16 protein-coding genes are annotated in these 22,824 nt (G+C 29.5%); 13 read left to right on the top strand and 3 right to left on the bottom strand.

From position 1 onward, the window contains the following. The first annotated feature begins 10 nt into the window (after positions 1-10). From hisS to ACVHXK_RS01320, 9 genes are all read left to right on the top strand, one after another. A complete protein-coding gene (gene hisS / locus ACVHXK_RS01360) occupies positions 11-1,264 on the top strand; it encodes a histidine--tRNA ligase (protein WP_461204544.1) in 1,254 nt (417 codons plus the stop codon). 27 nt (positions 1,265-1,291) lie between these two features. Beyond that, positions 1,292-3,067 (top strand): aspartate--tRNA ligase, encoded by a 1,776-nt coding sequence (gene aspS / locus ACVHXK_RS01355; protein WP_461204543.1) that lies wholly within the window; start codon positions 1,292-1,294, stop codon positions 3,065-3,067. Between the two features lie 19 nt (positions 3,068-3,086). After that, the gene (locus ACVHXK_RS01350) at positions 3,087-3,347 is read left to right on the top strand and encodes a metal-sensitive transcriptional regulator (protein ID WP_461204542.1); all 261 of its coding nucleotides are present in this window, start codon (positions 3,087-3,089) and stop codon (positions 3,345-3,347) included. Between the two features lie 123 nt (positions 3,348-3,470). Further along, positions 3,471-4,703, top strand: coding sequence for a serine hydroxymethyltransferase (gene glyA / locus ACVHXK_RS01345; RefSeq protein ID WP_461204541.1), 1,233 nt, complete (start codon positions 3,471-3,473; stop codon positions 4,701-4,703). A gap of 356 nt (positions 4,704-5,059) precedes the next feature. Continuing rightward, positions 5,060-6,331, top strand: coding sequence for an ammonium transporter (locus tag ACVHXK_RS01340; protein ID WP_461204540.1), 1,272 nt, complete (start codon positions 5,060-5,062; stop codon positions 6,329-6,331). Positions 6,332-6,929: 598 nt separating this feature from the next. Further along, complete coding sequence (gene nifJ, locus ACVHXK_RS01335; RefSeq protein ID WP_461204539.1) at positions 6,930-10,442, top strand: pyruvate:ferredoxin (flavodoxin) oxidoreductase; 3,513 nt, start codon at positions 6,930-6,932, stop codon at positions 10,440-10,442. Positions 10,443-10,826: 384 nt separating this feature from the next. Then, positions 10,827-11,117, top strand: a complete 291-nt coding sequence (locus ACVHXK_RS01330) for a DUF1292 domain-containing protein (protein WP_461204538.1) — start codon at positions 10,827-10,829, stop codon at positions 11,115-11,117. A gap of 41 nt (positions 11,118-11,158) precedes the next feature. Beyond that, a complete protein-coding gene (locus ACVHXK_RS01325) occupies positions 11,159-11,800 on the top strand; it encodes an HAD-IB family hydrolase (RefSeq protein WP_461204537.1) in 642 nt (213 codons plus the stop codon). Positions 11,801-11,811: 11 nt separating this feature from the next. Then, entirely contained in the window at positions 11,812-12,630 is an 819-nt protein-coding gene (locus tag ACVHXK_RS01320) for an aminotransferase class IV (protein ID WP_461204536.1), read from the top strand. 36 nt (positions 12,631-12,666) lie between these two features. On the opposite strand, the gene ACVHXK_RS01315 is transcribed toward ACVHXK_RS01320, so the two are convergent. After that, on the bottom strand, positions 12,667-14,310 hold the full coding sequence (locus ACVHXK_RS01315; RefSeq protein ID WP_461204535.1) for a putative manganese-dependent inorganic diphosphatase: 1,644 nt from the start codon (positions 14,308-14,310) through the stop codon (positions 12,667-12,669). Between the two features lie 138 nt (positions 14,311-14,448). Between ACVHXK_RS01315 and ACVHXK_RS01310 the strand changes: the two genes are divergently transcribed. Beyond that, a complete protein-coding gene (locus ACVHXK_RS01310; protein ID WP_461204587.1) occupies positions 14,449-17,016 on the top strand; it encodes a calcium-translocating P-type ATPase, PMCA-type in 2,568 nt (855 codons plus the stop codon). Positions 17,017-17,053: 37 nt separating this feature from the next. On the opposite strand, the gene ACVHXK_RS01305 is transcribed toward ACVHXK_RS01310, so the two are convergent. Next, complete coding sequence (locus tag ACVHXK_RS01305) at positions 17,054-17,482, bottom strand: GtrA family protein (RefSeq protein WP_461204534.1); 429 nt, start codon at positions 17,480-17,482, stop codon at positions 17,054-17,056. Positions 17,483-17,595: 113 nt separating this feature from the next. Between ACVHXK_RS01305 and ACVHXK_RS01300 the strand changes: the two genes are divergently transcribed. Then, positions 17,596-18,828, top strand: coding sequence for a M16 family metallopeptidase (locus ACVHXK_RS01300; protein ID WP_461204533.1), 1,233 nt, complete (start codon positions 17,596-17,598; stop codon positions 18,826-18,828). Positions 18,829-19,005: 177 nt separating this feature from the next. Here ACVHXK_RS01300 and ACVHXK_RS01295 read toward each other — a convergent pair whose 3' ends face one another. Further along, a complete protein-coding gene (locus ACVHXK_RS01295) occupies positions 19,006-19,584 on the bottom strand; it encodes a flavin reductase family protein (RefSeq protein ID WP_461204532.1) in 579 nt (192 codons plus the stop codon). 300 nt (positions 19,585-19,884) lie between these two features. Here ACVHXK_RS01295 and ACVHXK_RS01290 point away from each other — a divergent pair, with 300 nt between their 5' ends. Further along, positions 19,885-20,961 carry a sensor domain-containing diguanylate cyclase gene (locus ACVHXK_RS01290; RefSeq protein WP_461204531.1) on the top strand — a complete coding sequence of 359 codons (1,077 nt, stop codon included), beginning with the start codon at positions 19,885-19,887 and terminating at the stop codon, positions 20,959-20,961. A 73-nt stretch (positions 20,962-21,034) separates the two neighbouring features. After that, positions 21,035-22,819: a single-stranded-DNA-specific exonuclease RecJ gene (recJ, locus tag ACVHXK_RS01285; protein ID WP_461204530.1), complete on the top strand. Its 1,785-nt coding sequence runs from the start codon at positions 21,035-21,037 to the stop codon at positions 22,817-22,819. The last annotated feature ends 5 nt before the right edge of the window (positions 22,820-22,824 follow it).

Here is a 22,824-nt window from a genome sequence, read left to right as displayed (position 1 = left end):
AGGAGAAAGAATGAAACTTCAAGCACCAAAAGGAACAAAGGATCTTTTGCCAGAAGAGTCTTATAAATGGCAGTACATAGAAAGTGAATTGAGAACTATTGCTGGAGAATATGCATGTAGAGAAATAAGAACTCCTATATTTGAATCAACAGAACTTTTTGAAAGAGGTGTAGGAGAAACCACTGATGTAGTGCAAAAGGAAATGTATACTTTTTTAGATAAAGGAAATAGAAGTATGACGTTAAAAGCCGAAGGAACAGCACCTTCAGTTAGAGCATATATTCAGCATAGCTTATATGCAGCATCTCAACCAACGAAGATGTTTTATTTCACACCTGTTTTTAGGTATGAAAATGTACAAAAAGGCAGATTTAGGCAGCATCATCAGTTTGGCGTAGAAGTATTTGGATCTTCGGCACCTGAATTAGATGCTGAAGTAATAAGTCTTGCAATGGCAGTATTTCAAAATTTTAATATTGATAATCTTAAATTGACAATTAATAATATAGGTTGTCCTAAATGTAGAGGTAAATATAATGAAGCTTTGATTCAGTATTTGAAGGAAAGTTATGATGGTTTATGTGACACGTGTAAATCTAGATTTGAAAAAAACCCTATGAGGATATTAGATTGTAAAAATAAAAATTGTAAGAGAATAATAAAAGATGCACCAGTTATTTTAGACTATGTTTGTGAAGAATGTGAAAACCATTTTGATAAGTTTAAGAAAACATTAGAAATTCTAGATTTAACATATGAAGTAGATCCACATATAGTTAGAGGTCTTGATTATTATACCAAAACTGTTTTTGAAATTATTAATAATGATATTACAGTATGCGGTGGTGGAAGATATAATGGCTTAATTGAAGAAATAGGCGGACCTGATACTCCGGCAGTTGGGTTTGGTATGGGACTTGAAAGGCTGGTAATGACATTAGAAGAAAATGGTCACATAATACCAAAACCTGCCTTTATTGAACTTTATATTGGGTCACTGGGTGAAAAAGGCAAATTATATAGTCTTAGTTTAGCCAACAAATTAAGAAGTAATGGTGTTAAGTGTGATATTGATCATATGAATAGATCTGTAAAAGCTCAAATGAAATATGCGAATAAAATGGAAGCACTTTACACAGTTATAATTGGGGATAATGAAATAGATGAGAATAAAATCAGTATTAAAAAAATGGATGATGGTTCTAAGTGTGAATTGAAATTGGATGATATAGATGGAATTGTTGCTGAAATCAAAAACAATTAATAATAAATAGCGAAAGTGGGGAACAGTATGGCTGAATCATTAAATGGGTTAAAAAGAACAACTATGTGTGGCGAATTAAGAGAAAAAAATGAAGGCGAATCTTCTGTAGTGATGGGATGGGTTCAAAGAAAGAGAAATCTTGGAGGATTAATATTTGTAGATTTAAGAGATAGAACTGGTATTCTGCAGGTTGTTTTTGGAGAAGAGATAGATGGAGAAGCATTCAAAAAAGCAGATAGTTTAAAATCAGAATACTGTATTGCTGTAAAAGGTGATTTAGTACTAAGACAGTCTCCGAATAATAATATTCCAACAGGTGCAATAGAATTAATGGGAAAAGAACTTAAAATTTTATCAGAATCAGATACACCGCCAATACTTGTAAAAGAAAACTTAGATACTGATGAAAATATTAGAATGAAATATAGATATTTAGATTTAAGAAGACCTGATATGCAGAAAATATTTTTTATTAGAAATAAATGTGCAAAAGTTACAAGAGACTTCCTTGATGAAAATGGGTTTTTGGAAATAGAAACTCCAATACTTACTAAAAGTACTCCAGAGGGAGCAAGAGATTATCTTGTACCAAGCAGAAACTATGCTGGGATGTTCTATGCATTACCACAATCTCCACAATTATTTAAACAATTATTAATGGTATCAGGATTTGATAGATATTATCAAGTTGCTAAATGCTTTAGAGACGAAGATTTAAGAGCAAATAGACAACCTGAATTTACACAAATTGATATGGAAATGTCTTTTGTTGATTTAGAAGAAGTAATTGAAATTAATGAAAGATTTATAAAAAAAGTCTTTAAAGAGGTTGGAAATGTAGATGTTGAGTTGCCTATTCAAAGAATTACTTATGAAGAAGCGATGAATAAATATGGAAGTGATAAGCCGGACTTGAGATTTGGTATGGAAATAGTAGAAATATCAGATTGTGTAAATAATTCTGGATTTGCAGTATTTAAGGGTGCAATTGATAATAATGGCAGTGTAAGGTGTATAAAGATACCAAATGGTGCTAGTATGGGAAGAAAGCAAATAGATAAGTTGACAAACTTTGTTAAAGATTATAAAGCCAAAGGGTTGGCATGGATTGCTATTAAAGAAGATGAAATAAAATCACCTATTTCAAAATTCCTTAGTGAAGAAGAACTAAATAGCATAATCACTACTGCGGGTGCATCTAAAGGTGATTTAATATTAATAGTAGCAGATAGTGATAAGGTTGTTTTAGCTTCTTTAGGAGCTTTAAGATTGCATATGGCAAAAAAATTAGAAGTAATTAATAAGGATATATATAAATTTGTATGGGTTACTGATTTCCCACTACTTTCATATAACGAAGAGGAAGATAGATATCAAGCGGAACATCATCCTTTTACAATGCCTTTAGATGAAGATATTGAACTTTTAGATACTGATCCTTTGAAGGTTAGATCAAAAGCATATGATATTGTTCTTAATGGTGAAGAATTAGGAGGGGGAAGTATAAGAATTCATGATACAAACCTTCAAGAAAAAATATTTACAGTGCTTGGATTTACAAAAGAAAGAGCTTGGGAAAGATTTGGGTTCTTATTGGATGCTTTTAAATTTGGACCACCACCACATGGTGGATTAGCTTATGGACTTGATAGAATGGTTATGTTTTTAGCTAATACTGAAAATATAAAAGATGTTATTGCTTTTCCGAAGAATCAAAATGCATATTGTCCACTAACAGAGGCTCCTAGTTCAGTAGATGAAAAGCAGTTAGGTGAACTTAAAATTAAAAAAGTCCTAGATTAATTTGGTAAGGAGCAAAAACATGAGTGAAAACAATAATAAAGAGCTTTTAAATAGACTTAGGAGAATTGAGGGTCAAGTTAAAGGTATTGAGAGAATGGTTGAAAATGATGCTTGCTGTAAAGATATTTTAGTTCAAGTTGCAGCCATTAGGGCTGCAATAAATAAAGTTGGTTCTTTAATTTTAAGTAATTATAGCAACAATTGTCTTGTTGATTTAGAAGAAAAAGATCAAGATAAAGTTGATGAGCTACTTTCTGCAATAAAAATGTTTATAAAATAGTATTAATAAATAGAGACAAAGTATGTCTCTATTTATTTTTTATAAAATTTAACTTTTTATTGATAAATATTAAGATAAAGTTTATAATTTTATTTAAAATACGGCAAAATAAGGAGTGATTTGATGAATTTCTCAGCATTAAAAGAAAAAGATAGCAAAATTTTTGAAATTATTAGTGAAGAAAATAAAAGACAGCAAGATAATATTGAATTAATTGCTTCAGAAAATTTTACTAGTGAGGCTGTTATGGAAGCTATGGGGTCATATTTAACGAATAAATATGCAGAAGGTTATCCGAGTAAAAGGTATTATGGCGGATGTAACGTAGTTGATAAAGCAGAAGAATTAGCTATAGAAAGGTTAAAAGAGTTATTCGGTGCAGAACATGCTAATGTACAACCACATTCAGGTTCTTCAGCAAATATGGCAGTGTATTTTGCAATGCTAAAACCAGGAGATACTGTTTTGGGAATGAATTTATCTCATGGTGGCCATTTAACTCATGGAAGCCCAGTTAATTTTTCAGGTAATCTCTATAATTTTGTTGCTTATGGGGTTGATAAAGATACAGAGGTATTAAATTATGATGAAATATTAGAATTAGCTCAAAAACATAAGCCAAAAATGTTAGTTGCAGGAGCAAGTGCCTACTCTAGATTTATCGATTTTAAAAAATTGAGGGAAATAGCAGATAGTGTGGATGCATATTTGATGGTTGATATAGCTCATATAGCTGGTTTAGTAGCGGCAGGAGAACATCCTTCACCTGTTCCATATGCACAGTTTGTAACAACAACTACACATAAAACATTAAGAGGCCCTAGAGGTGGCGCTATAATGTGCAAGGGTGAATTTGCAAAAGCTATAGATAAGGCTATTTTCCCTGGTATTCAAGGTGGGCCACTAATGCATATAATTGCTGCAAAAGCAGTGTGTTTTGGAGAAGCATTACAAAGTGATTTTGTTGACTATGCAAAAAAAATTAAAATGAACGCAAAAGTATTAGAAATTGAGTTGAAAAAATATGGTTTTAGAATTGTTTCAGGTGGAACTGATAACCATCTTTTACTTTTAGATTTGAATAATAAAGAAATTACAGGGAAAGAAGCAGAAAAATTGCTTGACTCAGTTGGTATAACTGTAAATAAAAATACTATTCCATATGAAACTAGAAGCCCATTTGTAACAAGTGGTATTAGAATTGGAACTCCAGCAGTTACAACAAGAGGTTTTGGAGAAGAAGAAATGAAGGAAATAGCATATTTAATTAACGAAACTATTGAAAAACGAGATGGAAGTTTAACAGAAATAATGGAGAGAGTCCATAAGTTGTGTTCCAAATTTCCTATTTATTAAGAAGATCATTGATTGATCTTCTTTTTTTTATAAAAAAACATAAAAAAATATTAAAAAATCAATATGAAACCATTTTCATTGCTAAATTAACAATTGACAAAAAGGCGATTCATGAATATAATATGTATTATAAGTTAATAATATTAAATTAATAATTTTTTTACGGTTTACTTATCGATTTAATAAAATACTGAAATTATATATTAAGCATTTATTAATTCAGTATTATTGATTTATTAATACTTTTAGTACTGTTAGGTTCAAACTTGTTTGGAAGTTAAACTAATTATAATTTTTGAAACAAAATGGGACTTAATAAGGCAAAGACAAAAACAAAATTAAAGGGGGACTTATTTATGGAATTTGAATTACTAGATGTTGTTAGAGGTGTTGATACGGTTTGGGTGTTATTTGCGACTACGTTGGTATTCTTTATGCAAGCTGGGTTTGCTATGGTAGAAGCTGGTTTTACTAGAGCTAAAAATGCTTCTAACATAATAATGAAGAACCTTATGGATTTTTCAGTTGGAACTTTAATATTTTGGGTTTTAGGATTTACAATAATGTTTGGAGATGATAAGTTTGGTTTGTTTGGAACTGGTAGCTTATTTGCTAGTTTTGATTTAGGACTTAATATACCAACACCGGCTTTCTTGATATTCCAAACAGTATTCTGTGCTACAGCTGCAACAATTGTTTCAGGTGCTATGGCTGAAAGAACAAAGTTTAAGTCATACTTAATTTATAGTTTTGTAATTAGTGCATTTATTTATCCAATAGTTGGTCACTGGATTTGGGGTGGCGGTTGGCTTGCAACTAGAGGCTTCCATGATTTCGCTGGTTCGACTGTTGTTCACTCTTTAGGTGGATGGGCTGCATTAGTAGGTGCTTGGATATTAGGACCTAGAATAGGTAAATATGATAAAGATGGAAATGCTAAATGTATTCCAGCGCATAATATAACAATAGGTGCTTTAGGTGTATTTATTCTTTGGTTTGGATGGTTCGGATTTAACCCAGGTTCTACTTTAACAGGTATGGATGTTGATGCAATGTCTCATATTTTTGTTACTACAAACTTAGCTGCAGCAATGGGTGCAACAGTTTCAATGTTTGTAACATGGTTTAAAAGTGGTAAACCAGAAGTTGGAGCAACTTTGAACGGTGCGTTAGCAGGGCTTGTTGCAATTACAGCTGGCTGCGATGCAGTTTCAGCAGTTGGTGCAGTAGTAATTGGTTTATTTGCAGGGGTTATGAATGTTTATGCAGCAGAATTTATAGAGTCAAAATTAAAAATAGATGATCCAGTTGGTGCAATCACTGTTCATGGTGTTAATGGTGCACTTGGAACAATCTTAGTTGGATTTTTAGCTTTAGATGGTGGACTATTATATGGTGGAGGAGCAAGTTTGCTTGGTATTCAAGTAATTGGAGTACTAGCAGTAGCTGCTTGGACATTAGGAACAGCATTTGTATTATTTAAAACAATTGATGCTACAGTTGGTTTAAGAGTTGATGCTGAAGAAGAGATTGTTGGTTTAGACTTAAGAGAACATGGAACATCTGCTTATCCTTGTTTCTATACTAAAGCAAAAGGTGGAGATACTCCATTAAGTGCTAATAAATAATATAATTTTAAAGTATAATTATAAAAAAAATAAATAAAGTCAAAGAAACAAGAGTTCATAGGTATATGGGCTCTTGTTTTTAGTTACAAAAATTTTAATTTTCTTTTCTGGATAAATTCAGAAGGTGAAATATATTAAAAATCATTATCTGAAAATTAAATTAATTTGAACAATTACGAATATCTTATAATATTTCGCTTTAGTAGCAGACAAATTTTAAAAATATTGATATAATAATTAATGTAGAATATTAGCAAAAATTTCTTTGGTTAAAATAACAATAAAAACATAAAAATTAGTTATAAAAAGTATGTAGTAATAAATATTTCTTATAAAGGTATTGTATAGTTTATATGTTTTTGTGTATAATGAAATTGTTTACTAATATTTTTTCATAGAGAAGTATTTAATTGTGTTTTTAGTTGTACAAATTATAATGTTTGTTAAAAAATGGACAAGTGATATAATAGATTGCAAACAAGTTATTGGATAATTAATTTTGGATAAACATTTATATTTGTGGTTAGACTAAAAACTGTAAATTGCCCTCGAACTTGCCTTGTGCGAGTTTAAAACATATAGAAAGAAGGTATACAAGATGAGCAAAATGAAAACTATGGATGGTAATACTGCTGCTGCACACGTTTCTTATGCATTTACTGATGTTGCTGCAATATTCCCAATCACACCATCTTCTCCAATGGCAGAACATGTAGATGCATGGGCTGCAGAAGGAAGAAAAAATATTTTTGGTCAAACTGTTAAAGTTGTAGAAATGCAATCAGAAGGTGGAGCATCTGGTGCAGTACACGGATCTCTTCAAGGTGGAGCATTAACTACTACATACACAGCTTCTCAAGGTTTATTATTAATGATTCCTAATATGTATAAAATTGCAGGAGAATTATTACCTTGCGTTTTCCATGTTAGTGCTAGAGCAGTTGCAAGTCATGCGTTATCAATTTTTGGAGATCATTCAGATGTTATGGCTGCGAGACAAACTGGTTTCGCGATGATTGCATCTAATGGTGTTCAAGAAGCTATGGATTTGGCAGGAGTTGCCCATTTAGCAGCTATTAAGAGCAGAATTCCTTTCCTTCATTTCTTTGATGGTTTCAGAACTTCTCATGAAATACAAAAAATTGAAGTGCTTGAATATGATGATTTAGCTAAGCTTGTTGACTATGATGCTGTAAAAGCATTTAGAGACAGTGCGCTTAACCCAGAGCATCCTGTTACAAGAGGTACTGCACAAAACCCTGATATATTCTTCCAAGCAAGAGAATCAGCTAATAAGTTTTATGATGCAATACCTACAATAGTTGAAGACTATATGGGTGAAATAAATAAATTAACAGGTAGAGACTATCAATTATTTAATTATGTAGGAGCTGAAGATGCTGAATACGTAATTATTGCAATGGGATCTATTTGTGATACTGCACAAGAAGTAGTTGAATACTACAATGCAAAAGGAGAAAAATATGGTTTATTAAAAGTTAGATTATATAGACCTTTCTCTATAGAACATTTCTTAAAAGCAATGCCAAGTACAGTTAAAAAAGTTTCTGTTTTAGATAGAACAAAAGAGCCAGGTGCTATCGGTGAACCTTTATACTTAGATGTAAAAGCTTTATATTCAGGTAAAGAAGGCGCTCCACTAGTTGTTGGTGGAAGATATGGTTTAGGTTCTAAAGATACAACTCCTTCTCATATAGCTGGTGTATTTGAAGACTTAAAATCAGAAAATCCTAAAGATGGATTTACAATTGCTATAAACGATGATGTTACTCATACATCACTTGAAGATGTAGCAGGAATAGATACAATTAAAGAAGGAACTACAGCTTGTAAGTTCTGGGGATTAGGATCAGATGGTACAGTTGGAGCTAATAAAAGCGCAATTAAAATCATCGGAGATAATACTGACATGTATGCTCAAGGTTACTTCTCATATGATTCTAAAAAATCTGGTGGGGTAACAATTTCTCACTTAAGATTTGGTAAAAACCCTACTAACTCTCCTTATTTAATTAATAAACCTCATTACGTAGCTTGCCAAAACCAATCTTACGTAGATAAATATGAATTATTAGCTGGATTAAGAGATAATGGTACTTTCTTATTAAACTGTATCTGGACACCAGAAGAGCTAGATGAAAAATTACCAGGTAGTTTAAAAAGATATATCGCAGATCATAACATTAACTTCTACACAATTGATGCTATAAAAATAGCTCAAGAAATTGGTCTTGGTGGAAGAATAAATATGATTATGCAAGCTGGTTTCTTTAAGTTAGCAAATATTATCCCTATAGATGAAGCAGTTAAATATCTTAAAGATGCTGTTGTTAAATCATACGGTAAAAAAGGTCAAAAAGTTGTTGATATGAACTACGCTGCAATTGATAAAGGATTAGAAGCAATTGTTAAAATAGATATACCTGAAAGTTGGAAAACTGCTGAAGATGTTGAAGCAGAAAAAGTTGAATTACCTAAATTCTTTGAAGATATATGTGTACCTGTAAATGCACAAAAAGGTGACGATCTTCCAGTAAGTGCTTTCGAAGGTATTGAAGATGGTCAATTCCCTGCAGGAACTGCTGCTTATGAAAAAAGAGGAATTGCTGTTAATATTCCAGAATGGTTACCAGAAAATTGTATCCAATGTAACCAATGTTCTTATGTATGTCCTCATGCAGTACTAAGACCTCAATTATTAACTGAAGAAGAAAAAAATAATGCTCCAGAAGGCTTTAAATTTGCAGAAGCTAAAGGATTAAAAGGCGAAAAATCATACTATGCTATGACTGTAAGTGCATATGATTGTACTGGTTGTGGAAACTGTGCAGATATTTGTCCAGCTAAAGACAAAGCATTAGTTTTGAAACAAGCAGCAACTCAATACAAAGAGCAAGAAGGCTTTGACTATACAAGTAAGCTTCCTAAAAAAGAGAACCCTACTAACAAATATACAGTTAAAGGTAGCCAATTTGAATTACCATTATTTGAATTCTCAGGAGCTTGTGCTGGTTGTGGAGAAACTCCATATGCTAAACTTGTAACTCAATTATATGGCGATAGAATGATGATAGCTAATGCTACAGGTTGTTCATCAATCTGGGGTGGTTCAGCTCCTTCAACTCCATATACAGTAAACCAAAAAGGTCAAGGACCAGCTTGGGCAAACTCATTATTTGAAGATAATGCTGAGTACGGTTTAGGAATGTACACGGGTGTTGAACAAGTAAGAAATAGATTAATATTACTTGCTGATAAAGCACAAGAAGAAGCAATATCTGATGAGTTAAAAACAGCATTATCTGAGTGGAAAGTTGCTTCAAATGACGGTGATGCTTCTAAAGCTACAGCTGCTAAATTGATGCCATTATTAGAAGCTGAGAAGGCTAATTCAGTTATAAAAGAAATAGAAGAAAGAAAAGATTACTTAGTTAAGAGATCAGTATGGATCTTTGGTGGTGACGGATGGGCTTATGACATCGGTTATGGTGGTGTAGACCATGTACTTGCATCTGGTGAAGATATAAATATATTTGTATTTGATACAGAAGTATATTCAAATACTGGTGGTCAGGCTTCAAAAGCTACTCCATTCTCTGCAATTGCTAAATTTGCTGCTGCAGGTAAGAGAACTAAGAAGAAAGACCTTGGTATGATGGCAATGAGTTATGGATACGTATATGTTGCTCAAATAGCAATGGGTGCTGATAAAAATCAAACTATCAAAGCTATTAAAGAAGCAGAAGCATATCCAGGACCATCATTAATAATTGGTTATGCTCCATGTATTAACCACGGTATAAAATCTGGTATGGGAACAAGCCAAGTTCAAGAAAAGAAAGCTGTAGATTGCGGATATTGGAATCTATATAGATTTAATCCAGAATTAAAAGATGCTGGAAAGAATCCTTTCACTCTTGATCAAAAAGAACCAAAAGGAGATTTCAAAGCATTCTTACTTGGGGAAGTTAGATACGCATCACTTCAAAAAGTTCGTCCAGAGTTAGCAGATGAATTCTATGCTAAAACTGAAAAAGATGCAAAAGAAAGATTTGAATCTTATAAAAGATTAGCAGAAATGCAATATTAATTTAAAAGTAAGAGCTTCCTTTAGGAAGCTCTTTTTTTAAAAAAGAATAAAGTAATTTAAAATAATGCTTAGTTTCCAAAACATAGTAAAATAATTAATAATGGAAATAATAATGGTATTATATCACTAGATTATAAATTCATTTTTTGAGCAAAATAATAGATGAAAAGGAGATGAATTTTTATGAACGATATGATGGATTATATAGGTTTGAGTAGGAAAAAAATGAAAAAAATGACTAAAGTATGGAGAAAATCAGCAAAAAGAATAAAAAAAATGTTTTAAAGAGTATGTAAATGCATACTCTTTTTGTATAACCCCTTTTAAAATTTTAATTTTGTGGTAAAATTGTTTTTAGCATTATAATTTTAGGAGGATAAAAAAATGGATGATAATAATTTTGAAACAGAAGATCAAATTTTAGATGATATGGAAGAGGAAACAATTTCTATTGAAATTGAAGACGAAGATGGCAATATGATTCCTTGTGAAATAGTTGATGGTTTTGCTTTTAAAGGCAATGAATACGCTATTGTGAAAAATTCAGAAAATGATACAGTATATTTGTTTAAAGTTGTAGGGGACGATGATGAAGAGGCAGAATTGGTGGTTCCTGATGATGAAGAGTTCAACGAAGCATCTGCTCATTATGAAAAACTAGTTGAAGAGGAATAAAAAGAGACTGATGTATTAGTCTCTTTTTTGGAGGTTTTAGAATGGAAAAACTTGCGATATTTGATGTGGATTTTACACTTACTAGTAGAGAATCCTTACTAGAGCTATACTTATACATGTTAAAGAAAAACAAAAAATTAATAAGATTTATGCCAAACAGTCTTAAATCAGCAATTTTTTATAGCATAGGAGCCTATAATGCGAAAGAGTCTAAAGAGAAATTCATGAGATTTTTTGATGGAATTAAAATTGAAGAATTTAATATCATAGTAAAAGATTTTTATAAAGAAAGACTTAGCAAAATTCTTTATAATGATGGAATAAATGCACTTAGAGATTTTAGTGAAAAAGGGTATAAAGTATATTTAATATCTGCTTCGCCGGAAGTGTATTTAAATGAATTTTATAATATAAAACAAGTTGATAAAGTTATTGGAACAAAACTAATTATTGAAAATGGGGTATATAGAAATATAATTGATGGTGAGAATTGTAAAGGTGAAGAGAAAGTAAGAAGATTGAAAGAATTCATTGATAAAGAAAAAATCAAAGTGGATTTTGAGAATTCATTCATGTATTCTGATTCATTATCAGACCTACCTCTGTTTAATCTAGTAGGGAATCCATATTTAATTAATTATAAAAAGAAGCATAAGGAAATTGTTACTCTGAAATGGAGTTAAGAGGTGAAATTGTGGGAGAAGCAATAGGAAAATTTATTATAAAGAACGATACCAGTTATTCGATTACACAAATTAGTGAAAAAGATATTTTAACTGATAATTCAGTATACGAGGTAATAAGAATAATAAATGGAGTTCCGTTATTTTGGGAAAGTCATTTTGATAGATTTCAAGCAAGCATAAGGGGTAGAAATTTTGATATTGACACTAATAGACAATATTTTAAAAGTATTATTATTAAAACTATTTTAGCAAATAATTTTAATGACGGTAATATTAAAATTGTATATAATATAATTAATAGAGAGTATTTTGCTTTTTTTATAAGACACGATTACCCACAAATGAAATTGTACTATAGTGGAGTTGATGTATCCTTACTTCAGTTAAAAAGGGAAGATCCTAGTATTAAATTAGTTAAAAATTATTATAAAAAGACCACTACAGAGTATAGAAAAAAAACTAATACTTATGAAGTTATTCTTTATGATGAAAATGGTGATATTACTGAGGGAAGTAGGTCTAACGTTTTTTTTATTAAAGAAAATATAATATATTCTGCTCCAAGCACAAGAGTACTCATAGGAATTACTTTACAAAAGATTTATGAAATATGTAAGACTTTCGATATTCAGATAGTTGAGAAGACTATTAATAAAAGAGATTTAAATAAGTATGATTCTATTTTTTTAACAGGCACATCAACTAAAGTATTGCCGGTTAAAAGTATTGAAAAAAACTATTTTGATATTAATAATAAAGTCTTAAATACTTTAATCAGAGAATATGATAATTTGGTTGAAAATTATTTATATAAATTTCAAAAATAGAAGTATAAGAATTAACGCTTATACTTCTATTTTTGATTACTGTAAATTTTCTATTGTTGTAGTTATAATTGGGATTACCTGTTTTTTTCTAGATAGTATATTTTCAACGTAGTACCATTGATTGTTAATATCAATATTGAAAGCTTTGCTAAATATATCTTTATCTTTACCTACAAAAATAAATCTAGTACCACTTTTAAAAATATCAGTTATCATTAGTACTAATAGATTATAATTTTCATTGTTAGATTTAGTATTCATATAATTTATTAAGTCATCTTTTATTGGTTCGAATTCTTTTTGATTCATTGTATTAATTTGTGCAACTCCTATTTTTTTGCTCAACAATGTAAAAGCTTTAAAATCTTGATTAAAGATATCTTTTGAGGTTTTACCTTCAATAGAAGTACCAGCATTAAACATTTTATCAGCGAATTCATAAATGTCTATATTTGCAATATTAGCTAATCGATTTAATATTATTTTATCAATACTAGTTGCTGTAGGGGATCTGAAAAGAAGCGTATCTGAGATAATAGCAGAAGCTAGTATACCTGCAATTTTTCTTGAAGGTCTTATACCACTTTCAAAAAACTTTGAGGCTATTATGGTAGAGGTACTACCTACTGGCTCATTTCTAAAATATATAGGTAATCCAGTTTGAATATCTGCAATTCTGTGGTGGTCTATAATTTCAAGTATATCAGCTTGAGAGATTCCATCTACAGATTGAGTAAGTTCATTATGATCTACTAAAATCATTTTCTTCTTGTTTTGAGAAATTAAATGGAATCTAGATATTGTTCCTAAAATTTTATTGTTTGTATCTAAAACAGGATAACTTCTGTACCTAGTTTTAGTCATAATTTCTTTAATGTCTTCTACAAATTCTGTTGATTTAAAGCTAATTAAATTTTCCGTTGACATAACGTGTCTAATTGGGATACTCTGTATTATTAATCTTGATGTTGTAAATGTATCATGTGATGTCAATATAATTGATGTACCTGTTTGCTTGCCTTTTTCAATAACGGATTCTGAAGGTTTGTTTCCTCCCGTAATTATTAATAGAGAAACTTTTTTATCTAAAATAATATTTTGTGTATCTTCTCTGTTGCCACAAATAATAATATCTCCCTCATCAATATTTCCTTTTGCTTTATCTGGCTCCATTGCTATTACTAATATTTTGCCCGGGAAATGGTTTACTGATTTATTTTTATAAATAATTTTACCAGAAAGGGTATCGATTATATTTTCAAATGTTGTATTACTTTTGCCTATTAAGTACGAATTCCATATATCCATAAATGAATTGGTTAAGTCAGATAGGGTCACTATGCCCTTGAACTTTTCCTCGCCGTCTACTACAGGAAGAGTTTTAGAGCCTTCTTTTTTCATTATAGTCCACGCAGTTTTCAAAGAAATACCAGGTGATATTTGAGCTGTTTTATCAAAATCTAAATCTTTTATTTGTGGTCTTACTGTTTCAACAAGACGCGGCTTTTCAACATCAAAATAATCTAAAACAAATTGAGTTTCTTTATTAAGTTCTCCAAGTCTTATAGGTATAGCGTTAACATTTTCTGCTCTGTTTTTAAAATCTGCATAAGCTATTGAAGAACAAATAGAGTCTGTATCTGGATTTTTGTGACCAGTTATATATATTGTTTCTTTCATTATTATTCCCTCCTAGTGATTGCTACTAAATAATTATACTTTTTTTAAAAAAAAATTTCTAGTATAACTTTCATAACTTGACCATAGGTATTCATATATTTATCTATAGGATTAACAATCTTTAGGAGGAGTATAGTGATTAATGAAATTAAAAAAGGAATTGGTCTAACTGAAGCAGAAGTTGAAAATAGAAGAAAAAAATTCGGATATAATATTCTGCGAGAAAGAAAGAAAGTTTCAGCAGTAAAAATTTTCATGCAACAATTTAATGATTTCATAACTTGGGTTCTAATAGCAGCAACACTTATTTCTGGTGCAATGGGAGAAAAGGCAGATGCAATTACAATACTAATTATTGTAATTATGAATTCTATTTTAGGATTTATACAAGAGTTTAAAACAGAAAAATCTCTTGAGGCACTAAAAGAATTAACATCACCTACAGCTAAAGTATATAGGAATAATAGAGTAAAGGTAATCAGGGCAGAATTATTAGTACCTGGTGATGTTTTGCTTGTTGAAAGTGGGGATAGGATTTCTTCGGATTGTATACTTATAGAATCAAATAATTTAAAAGTAGATGAATCACTACTTACTGGCGAATCTGAAGGAGTACAAAAGGAATTAAAAGATGGAAACAATAAGATATACATGGGTACGACAGTTATAAATGGATTTGCTAAGGCAAAAGTAATAGCAATTGGTATGAATACTGAAATGGGTAAAATCGCAAAAATGATAGAAAGTATCGAAGATGAAAAATCGCCACTTAAGGATAAATTAAATTCCTTAGGTAAAATATTAGTTTTAGCTTGTTTAGTTATTTGCTTTGTTGTAACTGTAATGGGAATATTAAGAGGTCATGATAAATATGAAATGTTTTTATTGGGGGTTAGCTTAGCAGTTGCAGCAATTCCAGAAGGTTTATCTGCTATTGTAACAGTTTCCTTAGCACTAGGTGTTGGAAGAATGCTAAAAAGAAATGCACTGGTAAGGAAGTTGCCAGCAGTAGAAACGTTAGGATGTACTTCAGTGATTTGTAGCGATAAGACTGGAACATTAACTCAAAATAAGATGACAGTGCAAAAAATATACTTTGATAGAAAAAATTATTCTGTAGATAGTAGAACTAAAAGAAAACTATTAGATTTAAACAATGATATAATTGCTAAATCATTTGTTTCATGTAGTGATTTTACTATTGAAGAAAAAAACAAAAAAGAAATTGAATTAAAAGGAGACCCTACAGAAATTGCTCTTGTAAAGGCGTTTTTTATTGATAAAAATAGATTGATGAATTTCATGAATAATGGGAAGAGGGTATACGAAATACCTTTCGATTCAGATAGAAAAATGAAAACAGTGGTTACAAAGGAAAAAGGTAAATTAATTGGTTATACAAATGGTGCCCCTGAAAAGTTATTGGGAAAATGTAAGTTCATATGGGAGAATAATGGCTATAGAATAATAAATCAAGGGGATAAAAAAGCAATATTAGACCAAATAAATAAAATGTCTAGTGAAGCATTAAGATGTTTAGGTACAGCGTTTAGTCCTAATATCAATAGATTAAACAAGAAATCATTTGAAGAAAATCTAGTTTTTATAGGGCTTGCTGGAATGAAGGATCCACCTAGAAAAGAAGTTAAGGATGCAGTATTAAAATGTAAACTAGCTGGTGTAAAACCAGTTATGATTACAGGTGACCATAAAAATACTGCTTACGCTATTGCAAAGGAACTTAATATTTGTAGAAATGAAAATGAAGTAATAACAGGAGAAGAACTAGATAAATTGAAAGAATCAGAACTTACTAAAAAGTGTAGAACTATTACGGTTTTTTCAAGAGTAACTCCAGCACATAAATTAAAAATAGTCAGTGCTTTTAAGAAAAATGGCAATATTGTTGCAATGACAGGTGATGGAGTAAATGATGCTCCAGCAGTAAAGGAAGCAGATATAGGTATTTCAATGGGTATATCGGGTACTGATGTTACAAAAGAATCATCTTCTATGATTTTACTTGACGATAATTTTTCAACTATTGTAGCAGCTGTTGAGGAAGGAAGAGTTATATATGATAATATTAGAAAATTTATTAGATATTTGCTTGCTTGCAATATTGGAGAAGTACTAACTATGTTCATTGCATCGATAATCAATATAAATGTACCATTACTACCAATACAAATATTGTTTGTTAATTTAGCTACTGATGGATTACCAGCAATTGCGTTAGGTGTTGACCCGGCGGATAAAGATATTATGAAACGCAAGCCAATTAATAAAAATGAGAGTATATTTGCTAGAGGACTTAAAGAAATGATAATTATAAGAGGTGTCTTAATAGGTGTTTGTACTATATTAGCATTTTTATTCGGGAAATATTTTGGTATGAATTTAATCGAATGTAGAACAATTACGTTAGGAACGCTTATTATGTCACAACTTTTTCACGTATTCGAATGTAGGTCTGAAAATCATTCTATATTTGAAATAAATATATTTTCAAATGTGTATTTAATTGGTTCAGTTGCTGTATCTATTACGATGTTAATTAGTATAATTTACGTACCATTTTTACAAAATGTATTTCATACAGTTACATTAGATGCAGGACAGTGGCTTATTGTGTTGTTTTTTTCAGGGGTAATATTTATGACAAATAGCTTATATTTGTTGTTAGCAAATAAAAATAAAAAATAATTCATAAAATAAGTCCCTTCAATAGTTGAGTGGGGACTTATTTAGCCTTGAATACAAAGAATTTAGTAACTAAAAAACTAAGAGTTCCAGTTATAATAGAAGCTACTAAATTAGAAATATTAGCCCAAAGAGCTGGACTTATATTCACAGAAATAGAAGTTAGTGCAACTAAAATTAGTCCATTTGCAATGGCAGCTGTTCCTAGTACAAGCATATAAAAGAAATATGATTTTTTTGTTGTAGTTGATTGAAATGTAAATTTTTTATTCATTATATACCCATTGATAGAATAGATAAAAAGAGATATAATTTTATAGAAAAATAAAATGGCGCCGGTGTAAGTGTTGAAAAATACCATTAGTAAATTGATAACAGTAAAATCAAGAATAACATTTACTCCACCAATTGAAGAATATATAATAAATTGAAAATAAGCCTTCTGTCTTAGATTATCTATTTTATTCATAGGTTGCCTCCGATTTAATATTAAAAATAATAATAGCATAAAAATGTTATTATTATATATAAAAAATGTTAAACTTTTAAGAATTATACATAATTTTTATAGGAGCTAATGAAATGAAAAGCAAAAAATTAAGTAATGGTATAAAAATAATATATAAGAACAACCAAATTGATTTAACATCAATATGTATTGGTCTAGATGCAGGAGCTAATTCAGAGTACAAAAATGAAGTTGGATGTGCTCACGCATTAGAACATTTAGTATATAAGGGTACCAAAGATTTGTCTGAAAAAGAGATTAATAATGAACTTGAGAACGTTTTTGGATTTAATAATGCCATGACAAACTTTCCTTATGTTATTTATTATGGGAGTTGCCTTAAGGAAGATATGGAAAAAGCTATATCTTTGTTTTCTCAGCTGATAATTTATCCTAAATTATCAGAGGAAGGATTTGATGAAGAAATAAATATAATTAAAGAGGAGTTAAATGAATGGAAGGATGATCCATATCAATTATGTGAAGATCTACTGATGTTTAATGCCTATAGTGAAAAACGTATTAAATACCCTATTATAGGGATGAAAGAAAGTATTAATGATATAACGTTAGATAAAATAATTAGATTTTATAAAAGAAATTACATTCCTGAAAATTGTGTTATTTCAGTAGTTTCTTCCTTAAGTTTTGATTATATAGTTGAAATCATTGAAAAGTATTTTTTGTCTTGGCAAATTGATGAAAGCTATATAGATACTGATAGCGATAAAACTTTTTCATTAGAAGAAAGTAATATTACAGGTTTTTTTGTTGAAAATAAAGAAAAGTTTAATGGTGCTAAATTCAACTATTTATTTTCTATAGATAATTTAACTGATATAGAGTATGAGGCTTTAAAAATACTTAATTACAAATTAGGTATGGGAATAAATAGTTTGCTTTATGAAAAATTAAGAACAGAAAAAGGATTAGTTTATGATGTAAGTTCTAGAATACAAAATGAAAAAAATATGAACTATCTTTTAATAAAAGGAGGAACTAATCTAACTAAATTAAAAGTAGCATTAGCTACTGTTGATAAAGTACTAGATGAATTTTATTTTAATGATAGTATTATTGACGGTATAAATATAGAAAAAATAATAAAATCAATAGAATTGAGCAATATAATTAGTAATGAGATGTCCATAAGATTGGCTATAAAATTTACTGTAAATGAAATAATGTTTAATGATTATGATAAGACTATAAATATTTTTAAACATAAAAATTTAATTGATAAGGAATTGTTAAAAATAGTACTGAAGAAAGTTTTTAAGAATGCTAGTGTCCAAAGCTTGAAATAGTAAAATTATTAAATATAGATAATTTTTGTTTAAGTTGAAAAATAAAAGGATAAGCATAGAGAAACTTGAAGTATTAGTTGGCACATTTATATAAATAAAGGTCAATATATATATGTAAACCCAAAGATATATATTGACCTAATAACCTATAAAATAGAAAAAATTATCACCCAGCAATTATGTTCTCTTTTTTTTCTTTCTTTTAACAGAGAAGCCAAAAGACCCGTAGGATTTTTTACTTAAACCAAAGTACTCCCCGTGAGAGAAGCATAATAAATTTGCTTTTTCAAAATGAATTTTCCCTTTTTCATCAATCAATTCATCTTCTATATTTACATTTTTTACATCAGCTAAAAACATATGATGACTACCAAGCTTAATAACTTGTTTTACTTTGCATTCAAGTGAAATCGGACACTCATCTATATATCCTACATTAACTGAATTGCCTTGGCATAGATTTAATTTTAATTTGGCTAATTTGTCTTCTTTTCTACCAGATACAACACCGCAGTAATCTACGGCTTTATTTAAGTTAGTAGATGGTATATTGATAATGAATTCTCCTGAATTATTAATATATTCATAAGAAAGACGTTCTGGTCTTACACTTATAGAAATAACAGGGGGTTTAGTGCAAACAGTGCCAACCCATGCTACGGTGAAAACATTATTTTTCCCCTCTTTATTTCTAGAAGTTACTAAAACACATGGAACGGGATTTAGCATTACACTTCCGTTAAACTTTTTTTTCATCTTAAACCTCACTTTATTTTATTCTGTTTATATTCACAAATGATTATAACATAAAAAACATAGTTTCTTATGTTTTTATCTATATTGAATATGTAATTCGTTGATATTGGACAATAAATCATTATTAATGCATTTAAATACGATATTATTATGTTATTAAAAAAAATGAATATTTTTTCTATTAAAGATGGTATAATTATTATAAATGTTTATTAAATGATTATATGTATTAATCTAAACACAATTTATGAAAAATTATTATTTTAAATAAATGATTTAATTATTAGAGGGAGAATAAACATGCAAAATAATTCAGAGTCAAGAACTAGTAATTCAAATGATATCATTAGTATATTAAGAAAAGATATCAATGAAAAAGATGATTATATTAAAATACTTGAAGAAAGAGTAGCTACTTTAAATATTTTAAAAGAAGTTAATTTTTATATGGGAAATTCGCTTGAATTGATTGATACGATAAAAAATATAATTGATGTAGTTTTGGGATTACTTGGAGTAACAGCGTGTTCAATTTGTATCAAAAAAGATTCCGAGTGGCAAGTAACAGAGAAATCAATGATTGCTGATAGCACGATTATTAAAGAAAAATTAATAAGTGAAATATATAGCAAAATAAAAGAAGGAAATGGAGAACTATTAATAAAAGATATTTCTGTAAATCAACAGTTTAATTTATCAGAAGGTTCTTTTATAGCTTTAGAAATACATAGAAATTCTATAAAATATGGTTTTATTTCACTTTACTACGATCATCCCGATACTATATCAGAAAATAAGATAGAATTATTTAGACTTATAGTAGCTCAATTGGGTGTTTATGTTGAAAATGCATTTCTTTATGAAAGTGTTTCTCTGTCTGCAATAATGGATAATCTAACGGGATTATATAACAGGACATATTTAAATAAAATAATAGGCAACCATCAAGTGGAAAATATAGGCAATGTAGGCATTGTAATGGCAGATATTGATGATTTTAAAAAAGTAAATGATAAATATGGACATCTTTTTGGTGATGTTGTGTTGAAATATACAGGGGAATTATTTAATGAGGTTGCAAAAAAATATGATGGGACTGCCTTTAGGTATGGAGGAGAAGAAATAATTATTGTTTTTTCTAATATTGATAATAAATCTATATGTGATGCTGCAGATGAAATAATTAGAACATTCAGACAAAAAATTTATGAAGTACAAAATAAAGAATGCAGTTTTACAATTAGTCTTGGGGTAGCTAGAATTGATGAAGATTCAAAAATAAACGATATATTTCAAATTATTGATTTTGCTGATATAGCACTTTATGAAGCGAAAAAAAATGGTAAAAACCAGTATAAATTAAGTAATAACATGTAGTATAATTTGCATTGCGGTGAATTAAAATTTCAAATATAATTACTATTTGATAAAATGGAAAGACGGTGATATTTTGAGGCGTGAATGGAGATTGAAAACAACAGATGCAGATTTAAGCAATATAGTAAATGAGACAGGGGTAACAACTACAATAGCTAAAATAATTGCCAATAGAGGAGTTAAAAGTATAGATGGGGTAAAAAGTTTTATTAATTCATCTTTAGCTGATTTATATGATCCATTTTTAATGAAGGATATGATACTAGGAACTGAAATTATTATGGATGCAATTGATTCGGGGGAAAAAATAATAATTTATGGAGATTATGATGCCGATGGAGTTACAAGTACTTCCATTTTGTATTTAGCTCTAAAACGATTGGATGCAAATGTTGATTATTATATTCCAGATAGAGAAACTGAAGGATACGGCATGAGTATAGCAAGAATTCAGAAATTGCATGAAAATGGTGTTAAAGTGATTCTAACTTGTGATAATGGGATAAGTGCAATTGAAGAAATAAAATTTGCAAAAGAGTTAGGTTTTACTATTGTTGTAACGGATCACCATGAATTAAGATTTTTTGTAAATGAAAATGGTGATAGAGAGTATTTAGTTCCTGAGGCTGATGCAATAATTAATCCAAAACAAAAAGACTGTGAATACCCTTATGAAAATTTATGTGGAGCAGGGATAGCTTTAAAGTTTGCACAGGTATTATTAGAAAGCATAGGATATTCATTGGATGAAATTACTGATCTGATTGAAATTGCAGGGATTGGAACAATTTGTGATGTTGTTGATTTAGTAGGAGAGAATAGGATTATTGCGAAGAAAGGGTTAGAATACATTAATAATACGTCTAATTTAGGTTTAAAAGCATTAATAGAAATATTAGGTATAAAAGGTCAAGAAATCAAAGCATACCATATTGGCTTTATGATAGGCCCTTGTATAAATGCTACTGGCCGATTAGATACAGCAAATTTATCTGTAGAATTATTATTAACTAAAGATAATGTAAGAGCTTATGAATTGGCAAACATTCTTAATGAATTAAATAAAAAGAGACAACAAATGACTAATGAAAATGTAGATAGCATAATTGAATCCATTTATGCTTCAGATTTAATAAATGATAAAGTTTTAGTTTGTTATAAACCGGATGTGCATGAATCTATTGCAGGAATAGTTGCTGGAAAAGTTCGTGAGAAATTTAATGTTCCAACATTTATTATTACAAAAGCAAAAGAAGGAGTTAAGGGTTCCGGGAGATCTATTGATGAATATAATATGTTTGAAGAATTGCTTAAATGTAAAGATATTTTGAGTAAATTTGGAGGACATCCTATGGCAGCAGGGTTATCTTTAGAAGAAAGTAAAATTTGTGATTTGCGTAGAAATCTGAACGATAATTGCTGTTTGACTGAGAAGGATTTAGCTTTAAAGATTAAAATTGATAAGAGATTACATTTAAGTTATATAACTAATGAATTAATCAATGAAATTTCGAATTTAGAGCCCTTTGGTAAAGGAAATCCTACGCCAGTATTTGCTGACAAGAATATCCCTATATCTGCAATAAGAATACTTGGGGAAAATAAAAATGTTTTAAAATTAACTTGTAGGATTTCACAAGATAATTTGATTGAAGGAATATGTTTTAATAGAGTTGAAGATTTTATAGATATAATAAAAAATGAATATAATGAAAACTATGAAAAAGTTTTATATAATCCTGATGGGTTAAAGTTAGATATGGTCTTTATACCTCAGTTTAATGAGTATAATGGACAGAAAAAGAAACAGATAAGGATAACTGATTTTAGAATATCAAGTAAGGGTGTAGCGAATTAGGCTAC

The sequence above is a fragment of the Clostridium sp. DL1XJH146 genome, from assembly GCF_054819755.1.
The sequence above is the reverse complement of the archived record's forward strand: the minus strand, read 5'-3'. Positions and strand labels throughout refer to the sequence as shown.